The sequence below is a fragment of the Flavobacterium sp. CHNK8 genome, assembly GCF_019774515.1.
Lineage (GTDB): Bacteria > Bacteroidota > Bacteroidia > Flavobacteriales > Flavobacteriaceae > Flavobacterium > Flavobacterium tiangeerense.
Map to the genome: position 1 here is coordinate 1,447,548 of NZ_CP081492.1, position 17,748 is coordinate 1,465,295.

Genomic DNA, 17,748 nt, shown 5'->3' on the forward strand with positions numbered 1-17,748 from the left:
TTTTATGATCAATAAAATAAAATATAGAATTATAATTCTTTTAGCATTGGCTTCTTTTACAGCTTGTCAAAATGACGATGTACCTACTGCAAATATAGAGGCAATGGTTGCTGAACCAGGAGATCTGTTGAATCAGGCTTTTCCTCAAAATAAAGTGAGAGTAGAAGGTGAGGGTTTAATGGGATTAAAAAAAATCACACTTGACAACAAAATTGATATCAGTTTTAATCCCAACTACAATTCAGATAAGTCGTTTATTTTTACGATTCCCTTTGATGAAAAACTAGGAAGCAGATTTGGGGTACAGCCAATCACTTTTATAACTGGAAACGGATCTGTAACCAAAAATATCGAGATACTACAACCCGTTCCTACTATTACAAAAACAACTCCAGCTGTGGCAACTCCGGGATTTCCACTAGAAATTGAAGGAACTTGGTTTTTTAATATTTCTTCAATCACTTTGGGCGGAAAAGCACTGAGTTATACCGTAAAATCTTCTTCTGCAATTATTATTGGTTTGCCTACAGATGCAGTCTCGGGATCAGAAATAGCTATTACAACTCCGGGAGGTGTAGCAAAAAAAACCATAAATTTTGCTACAGTAGTTCTTGTATCTAATTTTGATGGAGGTGGCTCCAGAGAATCTTGGAACTCTTATGGTGATGTAGCTTCTTTTAGTACAAGTACTGCGGGCGGACCAACAGGGAATCATGCTGCACTTGCATGGTCAGGTTCAAATGCCAATGGATACAATGGTAGTAGCGCTGGTGGTGGAACAAGTTTTTTAAGTACCTCTAACAATGATGCTACAAAAACATTTATTGATATTGATGTAAGCGCAAATGTTATAGGTGCTCAATTTGCGATCCAGTTAAATACTATTGATGGCAAAGACTATGGTTATAATTTTAAAGTAACCAATGTAGATTGGACAACAAAAACCATATCTCTAGCTGATTTTAAAGATAATTATGGATTCGGAGCAAATAATGCCAGTGCAATTGATGCATCTAAAGTTAACGAAATTAAAGTAGGAATTGTACAAAGTGATACGCCAAATCCTAGCGTAATAAAATTTGACAATATTAAAATTCGCTACCAATAATAAAGGTTTATGTTCTACTTAGGTTCTTAAAAAAGGTTGTTATCAAAAGCAACCTTTTTTTAGAATTAAGTAAGTAAAAACAATATAAAAGAAATTATAAATAGGAATGTTTTCCCTACCAGAAAATATTCGATAATAAAAAACAGTATGAAAATTAAATTTTTACTGCTGCTCAGCAGTCTCTTCTTTTTTTTAAATGCCTGTTCTAAAGAGGACAGTACAGTAATCGAAAATTTAGAAAATCCACTTGCAAACGCACCCAAAGATGTTAATGATAATGGTTTTAGAGCCAAATGGAATTATGTATCCAAGTCAAAAAGCTATCTGCTAGATGTTTCTACAACAGAGAATTTTTCAGCATTGGTACCCAATTACAATTCAAAAGAAGTCACTGATTTAAATGAAGTTGTAGTTAGTTTAACAGGAGGTACGCAGTATTATTACAGAGTAAGAGCCAAATCTGAGACCCAAACTTCAGGTTATTCTAATGTGATAAGTGTTGTAACTACGGGTACAAGTAATGTTCCTGAGGATCCTACTTTTTTAAAAGTAAAAGTAAATAAACTAGCAAATCCATTTTTTGTAGGTATGGCAGTCAAAGCGAATCAGTTGAATGCCGGTAGCCCATATGACGTTATTTTAAAAAATGAGTTTAGCAGCATTTCAGCAGAATATGAAATGAAAATGGATCAAATTTCTGTTGCTAGTGGTGTTTACAATTGGACTGTAGCAGATAAAATTGTAGCCTACGGTAATACTAACAATATTAATGTGCACGGGCATGCGCTTGTATGGCACAATTCTGTTCCATCTTGGTTAGCAAACTATGCTGGTACTGATGCAGAATTTAGTCTAGAAGTTAAAAAATACATTACAGATGTCGTAACCCATTATAAAGGGAAAGTGAAATCTTGGGACGTTGTTAATGAGTCTATAGCAGATAATGGCTCCATGAGAAATACAGTATTCCTGAGAAGAATGGGACCAAATTATGTTAACGATTGCTTTAAATGGGCCAGAGAAGCAGCAAACGCCGCAGCAGATACGCAATTATTATTGTTTTATAACGATTATGCAACTTCAGATAACAGCAACAAGCAAAATGCAGTTTACACGCTTATTGATAAACTGATTACAGATAAATTGATTGATGGAGTTGGTTTTCAAATGCACAATACAATATTCGCTCCTTCAAAAATCCAAATTGAAAAAGATCTAAATAGAGCCGTTACTAAAGGTTTAAAAATTCACATTTCAGAGTTGGATATGCAAGTAAATCCGGGTAATGCACAATCAAACTTAACCGCAACTTTTACAAACGAATTACGATTAGCTCAAAAAGCTAAGTATAAAGAGATTGTTAAAATATACAATGCATTACCTAAAGCAAATAAATATGCCTTAACCGTTTGGGGAATGAAAGATAATGAATCTTGGATTCCGTTTAGTACTGAGTTGAACCATCCAGGAAATGATTGGCCGTTATTGTATGACTCAAATTTTGCTATCAAAAGTTCGCATACCGGATTTCTAGAAGGCTTAGATTAAATTTTAAAGCATAACACTTTTTTATACTATTAATTAACCACAAAAAATTATGAAAAAATTAAATTTGTTATCAGCAGTATTGTCATCTGTTTTAGTACTTACATCTTGCTCAGACAATACACCTTCTGAATTGAAAGAAGAAAAATTGGCAAGCGTTACTACCTCTGAAAGTACAAGTAAAATAGCCGCTGCCCCTTGGGTGAAACAATTTGAAGATACATTTAATGTAGGTTCAAATTTGGCACAATGGACTAAAGAACAACGAACAGATTATAACTCCAAATATTGTGACTATAATAGTTCAGTACCTACTACACAGTTAAGAGATGGAAAACAATGTCTAGAAATCAAAACAACCAAATTAAGTAGTTTGAAATATCAATCTGGTTTCATTTCTTCTAAATACCAATACAAACCAGAGAACAATACAGAGTATATGCTCTCTGCTAATATTAAATTGGTAGCGATGGATGGCGGAACATACAAATCTTTCTCTGATACTTATGGTGCATGGCCAGCTTTTTGGACTGTGCAAGGAAATGGATGGCCAACCAAAGGAGAAATTGATATTCTAGAAGGCTACTCTTTTGCACCTAATGCAAGCCGTTATACATCAAATATTTTTTACGGAACTACTGTCGGAACAAACTTACTAGGTAACGCTGCCGAAAGAAGTTATCCGAGTACTTTTAATCTCAACGGAAACAACGGATGGCATTTATATGAATCCTTCTGGAGAATGAAAAACAATGTGGTAACAGTAACCATAAAGGTTGACAATGCAACTGTTGCAACTTATACGAACAGTAGCGCTGCGAATCTAAATTTCAATAATTTTGGGACACATTCTATTATTTTCAATATGAATGTAGGATCTAACGACTCTAATTTTATCAACCCGAATAAAATTAACCTATTTTCATCAGTAATGATGTGGGTAGATGATGTGACGGTTTACAAAAGACCAATCTAATTGATAAGTGGAGAAAGCAGATTCCGAAAAATTACAGCAATTTATGTTGTAGCTAGCAGTGATAGTTAGAATTGAATTCTTCAAAATACGACTTTAGAAAGAGGCTTTTCCTTTTGGGAAGGCCTCTTTTTTAATATCAATTTTATCTCTTCCTATTTTCCTATTTTTGAATGTATCTTAGAGAATTTTCTATTGTGAGTTGCAGCTGTTGCCGTAATTGTGTACTAACATATATAAATTATAACCTTTAATTTATTGCCCTCATAATAATTAATATTTCTTACAGAAGATTTCTCGCTAATTAGCAAAAATGGAAAAATAACACTAGCACCAATTTACGACTTTCTAAATTCTACCATAGTAATTAAAAATCCAGCAGCCGAAATTGCACTGACTTTAAAGGGAAAAAAAAGTAATTTAAAAGCAACTGATTTTATAGAGTACTATGGTAAGGAGAGATTAGAACTAAACGAAAAAACGATAGCAAGTATTCTAGAACAAATGAAAAACCAACTTCTGAATGGAAGGAGCTGCTTGAAATTTATTTTCTTAATGATGAAATGAAAGAGAAGTATTTGGAATTATTGGAAAGTTGGGTAGGGATGTTTTAGTAGTCACCGCAAAAATGCTATGATTAAGTTGGTTTTTTACCGCAGCGTCAAATTTAAGACTATAATTAGGAATTGCAAACATTGAAACGTGATGCAGAGAATGAATTGTTTGTAAAATTTATTTTGTAATTAATTTTTACTGCCTTAACAGTAATAATTGCATTTTTCTAGGATTATTTTCTTTGTTTGGTTTTAGTATTTTTTTACCGTCACAACAGTAACAATATTCAGTTTTAAATAATTTAAGCCAAAGTTGTCATTAAATTATGTGTTTTACCTCTTAAACAGTAAAAAATGGATGGTTTTGATATAGGTGATTTAATAAAAGATAATTGAAAGAACTGGATTGATACAACTCCAGCTGGCCAACTTATCTGGAGTAGAAAGACCAATGTTTTTATATAGATAGAAATAAAGAAGCCGTACTTTTTAATAATCTAATAACTTTACTGGAGGTGTTCAATATTATAATAAAATTAAACAGCCCGTTAAGTAATTAGAAAAATTCTTTTTTTATTAATTAATAATTTAAAAAAAAATAGCTTAAACCATTTTTAAAGTTCTTCTTACAATTTACCAAAAAATTACTATAGACCCTATATTTGAATTAGTTACCAGTGATTAGTCGTAAAAGAGCTTAATTAGTTAAGACTAGGTATTTTTACAAGTATGAAAAATGATTTTAAAGTATTAGATTTGAGCAAATAATATTTCTACGATACAAAATATGAAACTAACTGATATCCTTAAAGATTCAAATTATAAACTAACTCAGTTTTCTCAAGAAAAAATTAATGCACTTGAAAACAATATCAAAACCGAAATTGACAAAAATGAAAAATCAATTTATTATTTCAATTGTTTAGTTAGAGAAAAGAAAATTAGATTAAATCCTGAAGAAGTAGTTCGTCAATTATATTTGATGGTCTTGAATGAAGATTATGGATATTCATTTGAAAGAATGGAGTTAGAATATGCAGTAAGTTTTGGACGTGAAAAGAAACGTGCTGATATTGTTATTTTTGATAAAATTGATTCCAGAGCCGTTAACATTATAGTCGAAGTTAAAAAGCCAAAATTAAAAGATGGTAAAGAACAACTTCATTCCTATTGTAATGCTACGGGCGCTCAAATTGGTATTTGGAGTAATGGAGATTCAGTTTCTTATTATCACAGAAAAGATCCAAACTATTTTGAAGATATTCCAGGCATCCCTAAAGCAACTCAAAAATTAGCTGATATTCTTAATGAGCCTTGGTCGCTTGAAGATTTAATTAAAAAAGACAAGTTAGTTACAGAGAAAAAGTCGTTGAAAGATTTGATTCTTGAAATGGAAGATGAAGTATTGGCAAATGCAGGTGTAGATGTATTTGAAGAATTATTTAAACTAATTTTCACCAAGTTGTATGATGAAATGGAGAGCGGACGTAATCGTAACCGCTATCTTGAATTCAGAAACAATGGTGATACAGAAACAGAATTAAAAGAAAAAATACAAGATTTATTTAATAAAGCTAACCGTAAATGGGAAGGCGTTTTTCCTGATGAATCCAAATTAATGCTTACACCATCGCATTTGGCTATTTGTGTGAGTTCACTTGAAAAAGTAAAACTATTCAATAGTAATCTAGATGTAGTAGATGAAGCTTTTGAATACTTAATTAACAAAAGTAGTAAAGGCGAAAAAGGACAATATTTTACACCACGTTATGGAATTGATATGTGTGTAAAAATGTTAAACCCGCAAGAACATGAAACCGTTATTGACACAGCTGCTGGAAGTTGTGGTTTCCCAGTGCATACATTCTTTTATGTAAAAAATCAAATACATAAAGATTTAGGTATTGAAGATGATGAAATGATGACCACAAGAGTACCTGAGCCAAGAGTTCAGGACTACGTACAAAACAAAGTTTTTGCCATAGATTTTGACGAAAAAGCAGTTCGTGTCGCTCGTTGTTTAAATTTGATTGCTGGTGATGGAGAAACCAATGTATTACACTTAAATACATTAGATTATGAACGTTGGCACGAAAAAACAAAAGATGAAGAATGGTTAGATACTTATGGAACAGGTTGGAGAAATATTAAAAAACTTCGCAAAATTAAAACCGAAACCAAAGAAAATGAAAGTTATGTAAACCGTGATTTTGAGTTTGATATTTTAATGGCAAATCCTCCATTTGCAGGAGATATTAAAGAAAGTCGAGTTTTAGCAAAATACGAATTGGGCAAAAAACCAAATGGAAAATACCAAACCGCTGTAGGTCGTGATATTTTATTTATTGAGCGGAACCTTGATTTTTTAAAATCTGGTGGACGAATGGCTGTAGTATTGCCCCAAGGGCGTTTTAATAACAGTAGCGACAAAGCAATTAGAGATTATATAGCTGAAAAATGTAGAATATTGGCTGTTGTTGGTTTTCATGGAAATGTTTTTAAACCACATACAGGAACTAAAACCTCTGTGTTGTTAGTACAAAAATGGGATGATAACTTATGCCCAAAAGTTGATGATTACCCAATTTTCTTTGCTACAATGCAAGAACCCAGTAAAGACAACAGTGGCGAAAAAATATTTGTGAAGAAAAAAGATTTTCCAAACCAAAATAAAAAAACACACAGTACCGATTTACAAGTTTCTGAACCAGTTGATAGGTACGATGAATTACCACAAAACCTTGATGAATACCTTTTAGATTCTCATGGGCACTTAATCGTTAAACACGATTTATACAACCACGACCGACTAACCCAAGACGGTATAGCCGAAGCCTTTATAGAATTTGCGAAAAAAGAAAAACTGTCTTTTGTGGGAAAGTAAAAAGCCGTTTCAACGAAACCAAATATTTGGAATTGTTGGAACGGCTGGAAGCGGTAGAAATTAATTTGTCAGATTGTAAAAAAATAATTGATTTTAGAATAGATTCAAATACATACAGAAAGGATTTTTTAAATACAGAAAAAGTTCTATCTAAAATTAAAACAAATTCAATAGAATCAATTTCTAAATCTGTACAAAATTTTGGAGCATATTCATTATGTAGTTTTATTAACTTTCAAGAACAAGGTATTCCTTTTTTAATGACTGAGAATATAAGACACAATTATATTGAGTGGAATATTCAAAAGTACGTAGATATAAAGAGCCACGAAATGCTTTATAAATCACATTGCAGCAAAAATCAAGTTTTAGTTACTATGGCTGGTGAATATTTAGGAAGAGTAGCAGTCTATGATAAAGATTTTGTATCTAGTTCTAATCAAGCAATAGCAAAGGTAACTTTGAAAGAAAAACAAAATCCATATATGATTTCATCATTTTTAAATTCAAAACATGGTCAAAATCAAATCAATAGATATAGAACTACTACAGGTCAACCTAATATTAATATGTCTTTGATAAAAAGCCTTTTAATTCCAAATTTTGATGATAAATTTGAATCAAAGATTGAGAGCATTATTCAAAAATCAGAAAGTGATAGAACAAATTCTAAAGAAAAATACACCCAAGCCGAAACCCTATTACTCCAAGAAATTGGTTTAGATGAAAAGGTTGCAAGTTTGAATCCAGTCGAGGTCACAAACACTAATGTAAAAAGTTTTGCAGCAAGTTTTGGAGTTACAGGTAGATTGGATGCAGAGTATTATCAAAAGAAATATGAGGTAGTTATTGAGAAAATTAAATCTCAAAAACATGATACATTACACAGTATTACTGAAATAAATAAATCTATTGAGCCTGGCTCAAATTATTATTCAGATGATGAAACGGGTTTACCATTTATGCGAGTTGCAGATTATAACAAATTTGGATTATCTGAACCAAACAAAAAACTAACTTCTGATTTTGTAAAAGATAATCAAGATAAAATAGATGATTTAAAACCCAAAAAAGGAACAATTCTATTTTCTAAAGATGGAAGTGTTGGAATAGCTTATCATTTAAGAGAAGATTTTAACGGAGTTACATCAAGCGCAATACTTCATCTAAAAGTTAGAAACGAAAAAGAAGTCATTCCAGAGTATTTGACATTAGCGTTAAACTCAAAGTTAGTACAAATGCAAGCAGAACGTGATGCTGGTGGTTCAATCATTCTACATTGGCGAGTTGGAGAAATTCAAAATGTGGTAGTTCCAATAATTGATTACAAAAAACAACAAGAAATAGCTCAATTAATCGAAGAAAGTTTCTTACTCAAAAAACAAAGTGAGCATTTGCTAGAAGTTGCTAAAAAAGCGGTTGAGATAGCTATTGAGGAGAGTGAAGAAGTTGCTATGGAGTTTATCAATAAAATATAAAATAATATGGCAAGTATATATTTACAAGAATGGATAAATAAATCTGAATTAGATTACTATACTATGTTTGTTAAAGCATGGATTCCCTTTAACGCTTGGTATATGGATAATTTTTATGATGAAGTAATTCCAAGAACTACTGATAGAAAAATAATTGATTTTATTAAAGATAATAGTAACAGATATAGAGATAAAATTATATCATTGTTAAGGTCAAATGATGAGCATTCTAATGAGTTTAAAATGTTGTTAAGTAATCTTCATTTTGAATTAGAGAGACATCCAATTCCAAATGAAGATGAAAGAATTTCATTTAATAATACTAACTTAAATAGAAATAATTTGCCTTCCCATGTAGTTTCATTTAGACATCATGATTATAAAGTAGAATTTAGACATACTCAACCACGAACCACAAAAAGATGGATTTGTCAAATAATCTCAAAAAGAGGAACAAATAACACTATACATTATATCGATTTATTTAATTGGTCATTAAAAGAATTGCACGAAAATCCAAGTTATATTGCAATTCCAAATGACAAGAAACAATATTTAGATGCATGTTTTGCAGAAATGAATCCAAAAAAACCAGAGATTATCATTCTAAACCCAACAACTAATTCACAAGGAGTATATATTCAACCAAGCTCTTCAATTGAAATTGACAAAAATAAAAATTTATATTTTATAAATAATTATGAACTTGTTAGTAGAGTAATTATTGAAATTCTATATGACCTAAGATGTAAATTGTTTCACGGAGAATTACATCCTATATCAGCAAATTTAGGAATTTACAAATATGCATATCAGATTCAAAATATTTTAATTAAAGAACTAATCTAATTATGAAATTTTTAGAAGCAAAAGATAGAAGTTTATCACAAATATTAGTTGATAATAGATTTAGAATTGATTCATTTCAGCGAGAATATCGCTGGCAAAGAAAACATATTGAGGCATTAATTAGTGATTTAGCTACTAATTTTGAGAAGTATTACAAAGAAGGTGACACTGTTGAAACATATTCTAATTATGGTAGTTATTACATGGGACCAATTGTATTATGTGATGATGAAAAAGAACTTTCAATTGTTGACGGTCAACAACGATTAACTTCATTTACTTTATTGCTTATATACATTCATCATGCTCAAATTAAATTAAATTTAAGTGAGGATTTGTTAGTTGACATAAAAAAATATTTATATGTTAGACGAGGTGGTAAAACAACTCTAGTTTTAAATGTAGAAACTAGAACAAAAATTATTGAGCATCTCATTAAAAATCCTGAAACAATATTTTCTGAGGCTGAAGAACTGGAAAATAGTATTACTTTAAAAACTAAAGATGAATCAATTCACAACATCATTGAGCGATATGAAGATATAACAAAATTATTCCCTGATAATTTAACAACAATCGATAAATTACCAATATTTATAGAATGGTTATTAAACAATGTTATCTTAGTTGAAATTAAGGCGTTTAGTATGGAAAGTGCCTATACAATTTTTGAGACCATGAATGATAGAGGAATGAGTCTTAATCCTACCGAAATACTTAAAGGTTATCTACTTTCTATGATTGAAGATGAGAAGAAAAGTGAAGAGATGAATGAATTTTGGAAAGATAGAATATTCGATATAAAGTCTCAAATTGGTTCAGATGGTGATTTAGAATTTTTTAGAAATTGGTTACGTTCAAAATATGCAGAATCTAAAAGAGCTACAATCAAAGGTGCTGAGAATTTAGATTTTGAACAAATCGGAACTCAATTTCATTCATGGGTAAAAAACAATTCAAATAGATTGTTTCTTCATAAATCAGATGATTATTATTTGTTCATTCGTTCAGACTTTGACTTCTATTCGGATTTATATTTAAAAATATTTAGACTCAGAAATAAATGTGATTTTTATTTTGAAAATCTTTATGTATCAAGTTTTTTTACTATTGCTGATTCACTTTCTTATCCATTGTTTTTATCTCCCATATCTAAAATTGATGATATATATACAATAGATAAAAAGATAAAGATTATAAATAAATTCATTGATATTTTTACAAACTTTAGGTCACTTCAAAGCAAAACCATTACTCAAAGTACAATAAGAAACTATATTTATGATCTAATAAAAGAAATCAGAAATCTTTCAATAGATGAACTTCATAATGTCTTATCAAAAAAGATTGATGAAATTTCAGAAGGCCGTCATTTTCAATTATCAAGATTACATATGATGAATAATTGGGGATATTATCACTATTTTTATTCTAGAATTATTCATTTTTTTACAAGAGACAATGACATAGATTTTGAAAATCTATTGAGAAGTAGAAAGCAATCATCTTTAATTCTTGTTAGAGTTTTTGAGGAGAAGGATTTAAAAGATTTTGAAAATGACCAATTATACTATCCAAGTCTATATTCGGTAGCAAATCATTTTTTAATTAATAGAAATAGACATTTGCATTATATAGGCTTAAATGCAGAAGATAAAATTAATTTCCTTCAATCTAATTATTACATTCCTGAAATGGAATATAAATTTTCATTAAATCCCTTTGAGTTTTTAGAACAAAGAGAAAGTTTGATAAGGAGTATTATTGATGATATATGGAATTTTAATTATTAATGAATGATTTTTGAACCACAAGAAAGACTATCCTATTTAATTAATGAATCTTGGCAAATCCTTTTTCAAAGAATAGTTTCGGGCAAACAATTAATCAATAAAGAGGCTTCTTTACAATTACAATTAGCCCGTATTCTTAATGATTTAGGTAACGCTTATTGTATTTTACCAAATGAGACTTTTCAATTAGAACTTGAAACAGGTCATAATGGAAAAAATATTGATATCACTTGCCATTTGGGAGAAGTAAAAGCTGCCATTGAATTGAAATGTTTTATGAAATCTTCTAATAGAGCAAAAGATTTAGATATGTATGATGCGCTAATTGACATAGAACGTTTAGAATCATTTGAAGAATTTGACATTAAAAAATTCTTTTGTTTAACAGATAATAAATATTATTCAGAAACAGTACAAAAAGGGATGGCCAGTTCTGTCACATTAAGAAATGGGACTATTTATAAAGTAAACGAAGAAATTGTCCCATTATGGACAGGTAAATGGAAAGTAAAAAGAGATAAACCAATTATTTTTAAAAAAGATGTCGTTTGCAATTGGGTTAGCAACAATGGCTGGTATTATCTACTAATTGAGTAGTTATAATTTAGGTTTAAAAGTACTAATAATAGAGAATGAAAACAGTAAATGGTATGTTGCAAATGAACATTAACTAAAAATTGTAGATTAATGCCGATAACCTTGTAGCTTAAAAACGTCGCTATTTTTCAAATATAAAACCACTTACCATTGGAGATCGATATTTTAGCCATAAACAATATCATTAAACAAAGCCACAGATGTAAATGTGTTACAAGAAATTAATGCCATTTTAGATGATGTAGGCGTTTATGAATGGTCAAAAGTAGAAGATTTTGTAGATAAATATTTTAAGAAAGTAGAAAAAACTTATGGGAAATAGAAAGAAAACAATTAACAGGATTCATTTTTAAAATTATTTTTAATTAGAATTAGTTCATTGGGATTTAATTATAATTTACATTTGAAACAGTCAATTCAAATCTACCCGAAACTTCTATGCGTTGTGCGTTGATCCACTGAGATTCATCTGAACAAAGGAATGAGACTATAGATCCAATATCATCAGCTAAGGCTACTCGTCATCTCTAGTTCAATTTCTTAACGAAGTTAACTCTCCCTGCCCATGATAGCAACGAAAAGCCCGCAAGGGTAGGAGCCTAATAAAAACAAAACCCAAAAGAGCGACCAACGGAAGCTCGTTTTGGGTTTATGTTTTTAAGGCGATTCCCGCGGACTTGTAGTGAATAGCAGGAATAGGCAGCCAGAATATTGGGAGTAAAGTGTTGATGAAATTATTTCCCAATACAGAAATTAGCAAATATATTCCCCAGCAATTCATCATTAGTCACCTGACCGGTAATCATCCCGAAATGGTATAATGCTTCGCGGATATCAAGTGCCATCAAGTCACTAGAAAGGTTGGTTTCAAGTGCGTATTTTACTTTGCTAATTTCATCAAGAGCTTTTAATAAGGAATCATAATGACGGGTGTTGGTCACAATGGTTTCGTTGTTACGCAACGCACCGGTGTTGACAAAGGAAAGCAATTGGTTTTTGAGTTCGTCAACCCCTTCTTTATTTTTGGCGCTCAAAAGTAGTATTTCTGGAATTTCTTTCTTAATATGCTCAATCTCATTATCAGAATATAAATCTTTTTTATTTCCAATAATAATCAAGGGCTTCAAGGGAAATTGGTTCTTAATTTTCTCAAATTCAATCTGAACCTCTTTGATATTTTCAGCATCAAGAGTTCCTCCTTTGGGGGTTAGCGGGCTCAAATACAAAACCACTTGCGCTTGCTCTATTTTTTCAAAAGTTTTTTGAATACCGATGCTTTCTACGTAGTCTTTGGTTTCTCGAATACCAGCTGTGTCAATAAATCTAAAACCAATGCCGCCAATGACTAACTCGTCTTCGATGGTGTCACGCGTTGTTCCCGCAATGTGAGATACAATGGCGCGTTCTTCGTTAAGTAAAGCGTTCAAAAGCGTCGATTTTCCTACGTTGGGTTCACCCACAATGGCAACAGGAATTCCGTTTTTAATAACGTTACCCACCGCAAAGGAATCAATCAAGCGTTTTAGGACAAACTCAATTCGATTCAATAATTCGTGAAACTGGGTTCTGTCTGCAAACTCTACATCTTCTTCGGCAAAGTCTAATTCGAGTTCAATAAGCGAAGCAAAGTTTAAAAGTTCCTCTCTCAATTTGGCAATTTCGTTCGAGAAACCACCACGCATTTGCTGCATCGCAATCTGGTGGCTGGCTTCATTGTCTGACGAAATCAAATCGGCTACCGCTTCGGCTTGTGATAAATCGAGTTTTCCGTTCAAGAAAGCACGTAGGGTAAACTCACCCGCATCAGCCATTCGGCATCCTTTTCTGAGCAATAATTGTATAATTTGCTGCTGAATATACGTTGATCCGTGACAAGAAATCTCTATGGTATTTTCGCCGGTATAGGAATTTGGTCCATTAAAAACAGAAACCAATACTTCATCGAGCGTTTTGGAACCATCTACAATATGACCTAAATGTAGGGTGTGGGTTTTTTGAGTGACTAAGTTTTTATTTTTTATGGATTTAAAAACACTATCAGCAATAGGAATAGCATCTTGACCAGAAATTCGTATTATGGCAATTGCTCCGGCACCAGATGGTGTGGCAAGGGCAACAATGGAGTCTTGAGGAATCATTTTGATTTATTTTTATACAAAAGTAACCAAAATTGGTGGGAGCGCAAGACAACTGCCTTACTGAAAAAAAAATTGAAAATAGTGATGCTAGTATGACAAATATCATACTTCTAGCGCAAGTAAGAGCTTATCTTTGTTACAACAACTAATCTTTTAACTACACATGCTATGAAAAAAATTCTTTTCCCTACCGATTTTTCTCCTGTTGCCACAAATGCTTTTGTACATGCCTTAAAGTTTGCAAATACAGTAAAAGCTGAAATCGTATTGTTGCACACCTTTGATGCGCCTAGTTATGACAGTTCGTTTTTTCCTCCTAATTATACCATTTTATACAACTCAGTAGAGTTGAGTAAATTTGAACAGTTTAAGGATGAGGTTCCTAAATTACGAGCCATTGCAGAAGGGCTCAATTTGCAGCACATTATATTATCGCATAGATTGACTGAAGGCGATTTGACTTCTTGTATTTTTGATATTACTCAAGACGAAGATATTGATTTTATTGTCATGGGAACAAATGGAGTGCAAGGTTGGGACGATTTTTTTGCGGGCACCAATACGGCAAACATTATTACAAACGGAACTGTTCCCGTATTGTGCGTTCCTGGGGATGCTGAATACAGACCCATTCACCAAATTTGTTTTACTACTCGATTTAGAAAAAAAGACAAAAAAGCTTTAAAACAAGTTTTAGCTATAGCGCGCAAAACAGGAGCCAAAGTAAAATGTTTGTATGTAAAAACAGCTAATTCTGATGTTACCAAAGATACGATTAAAGCGTGGGAAGATGAGTTTAGTGCCGACCCAGTAGAATTCCACGTTATGATTAGCGATGACGTTCAGGGTTCTATTTACGATTTTATTCAGCAAAAAGACATTGATATACTCACTTTGTTGCATTACAAAAGAAGCTTTTTAGCGGGTATTTTCAATTCGAGTTTAACCCGAAAAATGGCCAATTATACTGATTTACCAATTTTAGCCATTCCTGCTGATATAGAATAGAAAAGAGTGGTTTTGTGGTATAATTTTAATAGTTGCTTGTATTGTTTTTCGAATTTAAAATGGTTCGACAGGAATTGTTTGATCCAATGAAAGTTATAAAAACGAAGCAGTTTATGAGAGTATCATATTTTAAAGCCTTTTGATTTTATAAACGTTTACATAAATTACAATTGAAATCAACTCAATAATGCAGCAATGGAGCTTCTAAAGTTATAGATATTGCGCGACTTGTAGTATAGCGGCTCCATTGCTTTTAATTGAGATGGATAGGGAACTAATTTACTATATTTGTAAATCATCAATTAAAATATGGAAATTTATAAATCAAGAGTTGCTCAATTTTTTCAAGTAGCATCAACCTTAACAAAAAAGTACAATAGCATCAGTATAAGTAGATTACTGGCTATGGTGCTTTTTTTTGTTTCAATTTATTACTATTTAAAAACGAATGCTTTACTGTACAGTCTGGCAGCTGTTTTTTTTCTGGTTTTGTTTATTATTTTAATGCGTTTGCATACGTCTATAAATACTAAAAGAAAGATAAATAAGGCCCTAATTGACATTAATACTAATGAGATTTCTTATTTAGAGGGTAAAGCTATTCCGTTTGAAAATGGAATTGAATTTAATGATTTTCATCATCCGTATGCGTATGATTTGGATATTTTTGGTGCGCATTCTTTGTTCCAAAATTTAAATAGAACAGCAACTTACATAGGAAAAAAAACGTTTGCAAAACGATTGTTATCTATAGCACCCAATACTGAGATTGAGCAAAATCAAGAGGCAGTAAAGGAGTTGTCTTCTAAAATAGAGTGGCGTCAAGAGTTTTTGGCTGTGGCCAAAGTAGGAGAGGACACGGCAACTAGTTACGAAAATTTAATGCGTTGGACTACATTTAATAGTACACCGCTTTCGCGAATTACTGTTTTAATTTCATACCTATCACCGCTACTTTTTATTACTTTTTTGATATTGTATGCTGTCACTTCAAAACTTATTTTCGCCTCAATTCTGGGTTATGTTTTTATATTTAATTTGATGGTTTTAGGAAGGTTTGTCAAACGAATTCTAGCCGAAGTAGCCACCTCAACAAATATTGATATTACAATTCACCAATACAGTTTACTATTAGAAAAAATTGAAAAGGAGCCGTTTACATCTCAAAAACTAATTCAGTTGCAACAGCAATTAAAAATTGAAAATGGAAATGCCAGCGCGCATTTAAAAAAATTATCTGAATTGTTTTCTAATATGGATAGTATTGGAAATTTTGTAACTGCAACCGTTTTTAACGGAACTTTTCTTTTTAATTTGCATGTTTTTAAAGCTTTATTAAAATGGAAAAACAACAATGGTGCCGCGCTAGAGCAATGGTTAAACGTTATTGGCGAAATGGAAATGCTTAACAGTTTAGCAAATTTTGGGTACAACAATCCAGATTTTATTTATCCAAGTTTAAATAGCAAGTATGAAGTTGATTTTAAAGGACTAAGTCATCCTTTGTTGAACAAAAAAACTAGAATTGGCAATGACGTTTGTTTTTATCCACAATCATTTATGATATTGACTGGATCAAATATGTCAGGCAAAAGTACCTTTTTAAGAAGTCTAGGTATCAATATGGTTCTTGCAGGAATTGGTTCCCCTGTATGCGCATTACAAGCTAATATTCATCCCTTACCGGTACTAGTATCCATGAGATTGTCTGATTCTTTAGCTGATAGTGAATCGTATTTTTTTGCTGAAATAAAACGCTTAAAACAAATCATGGACGAATTGCATCATACACCAGCTTTTATTTTACTAGACGAGATTTTGCGCGGTACAAATTCTGATGACAAGCGAAACGGTACCATAGAAGTAGTTAAGAAAGTGATTGCTAAAAATGCTATTGGTGCTATTGCTACGCATGATATTGAAGTTTGCCTTACTACAAATGAATATCCTGAAACCTTAGTAAATAAATGTTTTGAAGTAGAGATTGTTAATGATGAGCTCAATTTTGATTACAAACTTCGTGACGGAATTTGTAAAAACAAAAGCGCTACTTTTTTAATGAAAAAAATGGGAGTGATTTAAAATTAAAAGTATCTACTCGAGATTAAAACCAGTCTTACAAAAGAATCAATTAAATTTGATTTTAAGTTTGATAATTTCAAAGTTTGGCGACAGTTTGTACTAATGGAAACTAAAACAGAATAAAATGGTGGAGCAATCAATAAAAAGGTTAGAATATTTAACTGATATAATTCCAAGTCTTATAACTGAAATGGGTGAAGAAAGTTTTTCTTTAAAAATATCAAAAGATAAATGGAGTAAAAAAGAAATTATAGGCCATTTAATTGACAGTGCAACAAATAATCATCAAAGATTTGTTCGTGGACAATTTGAAATAACTCCTGAAATTATTTACAACCAAAATAAGTGGAATGAATTTAGTTTTTACCAACAAATAAATGCAGAACAGATAATTTCATTTTGGACAATATATAATAAACAACTTCTTGAAATTATTAAAAGAATACCTATTGACAACTTAAAAAGAGAAATAAAAATAGGGGAAAATATTTTCACCTTAAAATTTTTGATTGCAGACTATGTTGACCATTTAGAACATCATTTAAAACAAATAGTTGAATATGAATAAGAAAATCAATCGTCCAAAAGGAGTTTGTTGCGATTGGGATCTTGGTTTAATTAAATATTGATTTTATATATGTAAAGTCAATACTTAACTGAAAGTTTAGACTTCTTTAATCCTCCACATCTATAAGTAGTGAAAAAGTAAACTCATAAAAATCAGAAACAGCCGTAAGAA

The 17,748-nt window shown here is 31.3% G+C and carries 12 protein-coding genes; 11 read left to right on the forward strand and 1 reads right to left on the reverse strand.

What is annotated here, in order from left to right; translation table 11 throughout:
* The first annotated feature begins 4 nt into the window (after nucleotides 1-4).
* From K5V07_RS06060 to K5V07_RS06095, 8 genes are all read left to right on the forward strand, one after another.
* A complete protein-coding gene (locus K5V07_RS06060) occupies nucleotides 5-1,108 on the forward strand; it encodes a hypothetical protein (RefSeq protein ID WP_221916778.1) in 1,104 nt (367 codons plus the stop codon).
* Nucleotides 1,109-1,255: 147 nt separating this feature from the next.
* A complete protein-coding gene (locus K5V07_RS06065) occupies nucleotides 1,256-2,656 on the forward strand; it encodes an endo-1,4-beta-xylanase (RefSeq protein WP_221916779.1) in 1,401 nt (466 codons plus the stop codon).
* Between the two features lie 49 nt (nucleotides 2,657-2,705).
* Complete coding sequence (locus tag K5V07_RS06070) at nucleotides 2,706-3,629, forward strand: family 16 glycosylhydrolase (RefSeq protein ID WP_221916780.1); 924 nt, start codon at nucleotides 2,706-2,708, stop codon at nucleotides 3,627-3,629.
* A gap of 1,338 nt (nucleotides 3,630-4,967) precedes the next feature.
* The gene (locus K5V07_RS06075; protein WP_221916781.1) at nucleotides 4,968-7,064 is read left to right on the forward strand and encodes an N-6 DNA methylase; all 2,097 of its coding nucleotides are present in this window, start codon (nucleotides 4,968-4,970) and stop codon (nucleotides 7,062-7,064) included.
* Between the two features lie 26 nt (nucleotides 7,065-7,090).
* The gene (locus tag K5V07_RS06080; protein WP_221916782.1) at nucleotides 7,091-8,542 is read left to right on the forward strand and encodes a restriction endonuclease subunit S; all 1,452 of its coding nucleotides are present in this window, start codon (nucleotides 7,091-7,093) and stop codon (nucleotides 8,540-8,542) included.
* Between the two features lie 6 nt (nucleotides 8,543-8,548).
* On the forward strand, nucleotides 8,549-9,391 hold the full coding sequence (locus tag K5V07_RS06085; RefSeq protein WP_221916783.1) for a hypothetical protein: 843 nt from the start codon (nucleotides 8,549-8,551) through the stop codon (nucleotides 9,389-9,391).
* A gap of 2 nt (nucleotides 9,392-9,393) precedes the next feature.
* Nucleotides 9,394-11,184, forward strand: coding sequence for a DUF262 domain-containing protein (locus tag K5V07_RS06090; protein WP_221916784.1), 1,791 nt, complete (start codon nucleotides 9,394-9,396; stop codon nucleotides 11,182-11,184).
* Between the two features lie 3 nt (nucleotides 11,185-11,187).
* On the forward strand, nucleotides 11,188-11,781 hold the full coding sequence (locus K5V07_RS06095; protein WP_221916785.1) for a hypothetical protein: 594 nt from the start codon (nucleotides 11,188-11,190) through the stop codon (nucleotides 11,779-11,781).
* A gap of 734 nt (nucleotides 11,782-12,515) precedes the next feature.
* Here K5V07_RS06095 and mnmE read toward each other — a convergent pair.
* The gene (gene mnmE, locus K5V07_RS06100) at nucleotides 12,516-13,919 is read right to left on the reverse strand and encodes a tRNA uridine-5-carboxymethylaminomethyl(34) synthesis GTPase MnmE (protein WP_221916786.1); all 1,404 of its coding nucleotides are present in this window, start codon (nucleotides 13,917-13,919) and stop codon (nucleotides 12,516-12,518) included.
* A 168-nt stretch (nucleotides 13,920-14,087) separates the two neighbouring features.
* On the opposite strand from mnmE, the gene K5V07_RS06105 reads away from it, so the two are divergent.
* The 3 genes from K5V07_RS06105 to K5V07_RS06115 all read left to right on the forward strand — a co-directional run bounded on the left by K5V07_RS06105 (nucleotide 14,088) and on the right by K5V07_RS06115 (nucleotide 17,577).
* Nucleotides 14,088-14,927 (forward strand): universal stress protein, encoded by an 840-nt coding sequence (locus K5V07_RS06105; RefSeq protein ID WP_221916787.1) that lies wholly within the window; start codon nucleotides 14,088-14,090, stop codon nucleotides 14,925-14,927.
* A gap of 309 nt (nucleotides 14,928-15,236) precedes the next feature.
* Nucleotides 15,237-17,009 (forward strand): DNA mismatch repair protein, encoded by a 1,773-nt coding sequence (locus K5V07_RS06110; protein ID WP_221916788.1) that lies wholly within the window; start codon nucleotides 15,237-15,239, stop codon nucleotides 17,007-17,009.
* A 124-nt stretch (nucleotides 17,010-17,133) separates the two neighbouring features.
* Nucleotides 17,134-17,577, forward strand: a complete 444-nt coding sequence (locus K5V07_RS06115) for a DinB family protein (protein ID WP_221916789.1) — start codon at nucleotides 17,134-17,136, stop codon at nucleotides 17,575-17,577.
* Nucleotides 17,578-17,748 lie beyond the last annotated feature (171 nt).

Coding starts and splice junctions, on each gene's coding strand:
- K5V07_RS06060 (WP_221916778.1), top strand. CDS start 5: ATGATCAATAAAATAAAATATAGAATTATAATTCTTTTAGCATTGGCT.
- K5V07_RS06065 (WP_221916779.1), top strand. CDS start 1,256: ATGAAAATTAAATTTTTACTGCTGCTCAGCAGTCTCTTCTTTTTTTTA.
- K5V07_RS06085 (WP_221916783.1), top strand. CDS start 8,549: ATGGCAAGTATATATTTACAAGAATGGATAAATAAATCTGAATTAGAT.
- mnmE (WP_221916786.1), bottom strand. CDS start 13,919: ATGATTCCTCAAGACTCCATTGTTGCCCTTGCCACACCATCTGGTGCC.
- K5V07_RS06110 (WP_221916788.1), top strand. CDS start 15,237: ATGGAAATTTATAAATCAAGAGTTGCTCAATTTTTTCAAGTAGCATCA.
- K5V07_RS06105 (WP_221916787.1), top strand. CDS start 14,088: ATGAAAAAAATTCTTTTCCCTACCGATTTTTCTCCTGTTGCCACAAAT.
- K5V07_RS06075 (WP_221916781.1), top strand. CDS start 4,968: ATGAAACTAACTGATATCCTTAAAGATTCAAATTATAAACTAACTCAG.
- K5V07_RS06115 (WP_221916789.1), top strand. CDS start 17,134: ATGGTGGAGCAATCAATAAAAAGGTTAGAATATTTAACTGATATAATT.
- K5V07_RS06095 (WP_221916785.1), top strand. CDS start 11,188: ATGATTTTTGAACCACAAGAAAGACTATCCTATTTAATTAATGAATCT.
- K5V07_RS06070 (WP_221916780.1), top strand. CDS start 2,706: ATGAAAAAATTAAATTTGTTATCAGCAGTATTGTCATCTGTTTTAGTA.
- K5V07_RS06090 (WP_221916784.1), top strand. CDS start 9,394: ATGAAATTTTTAGAAGCAAAAGATAGAAGTTTATCACAAATATTAGTT.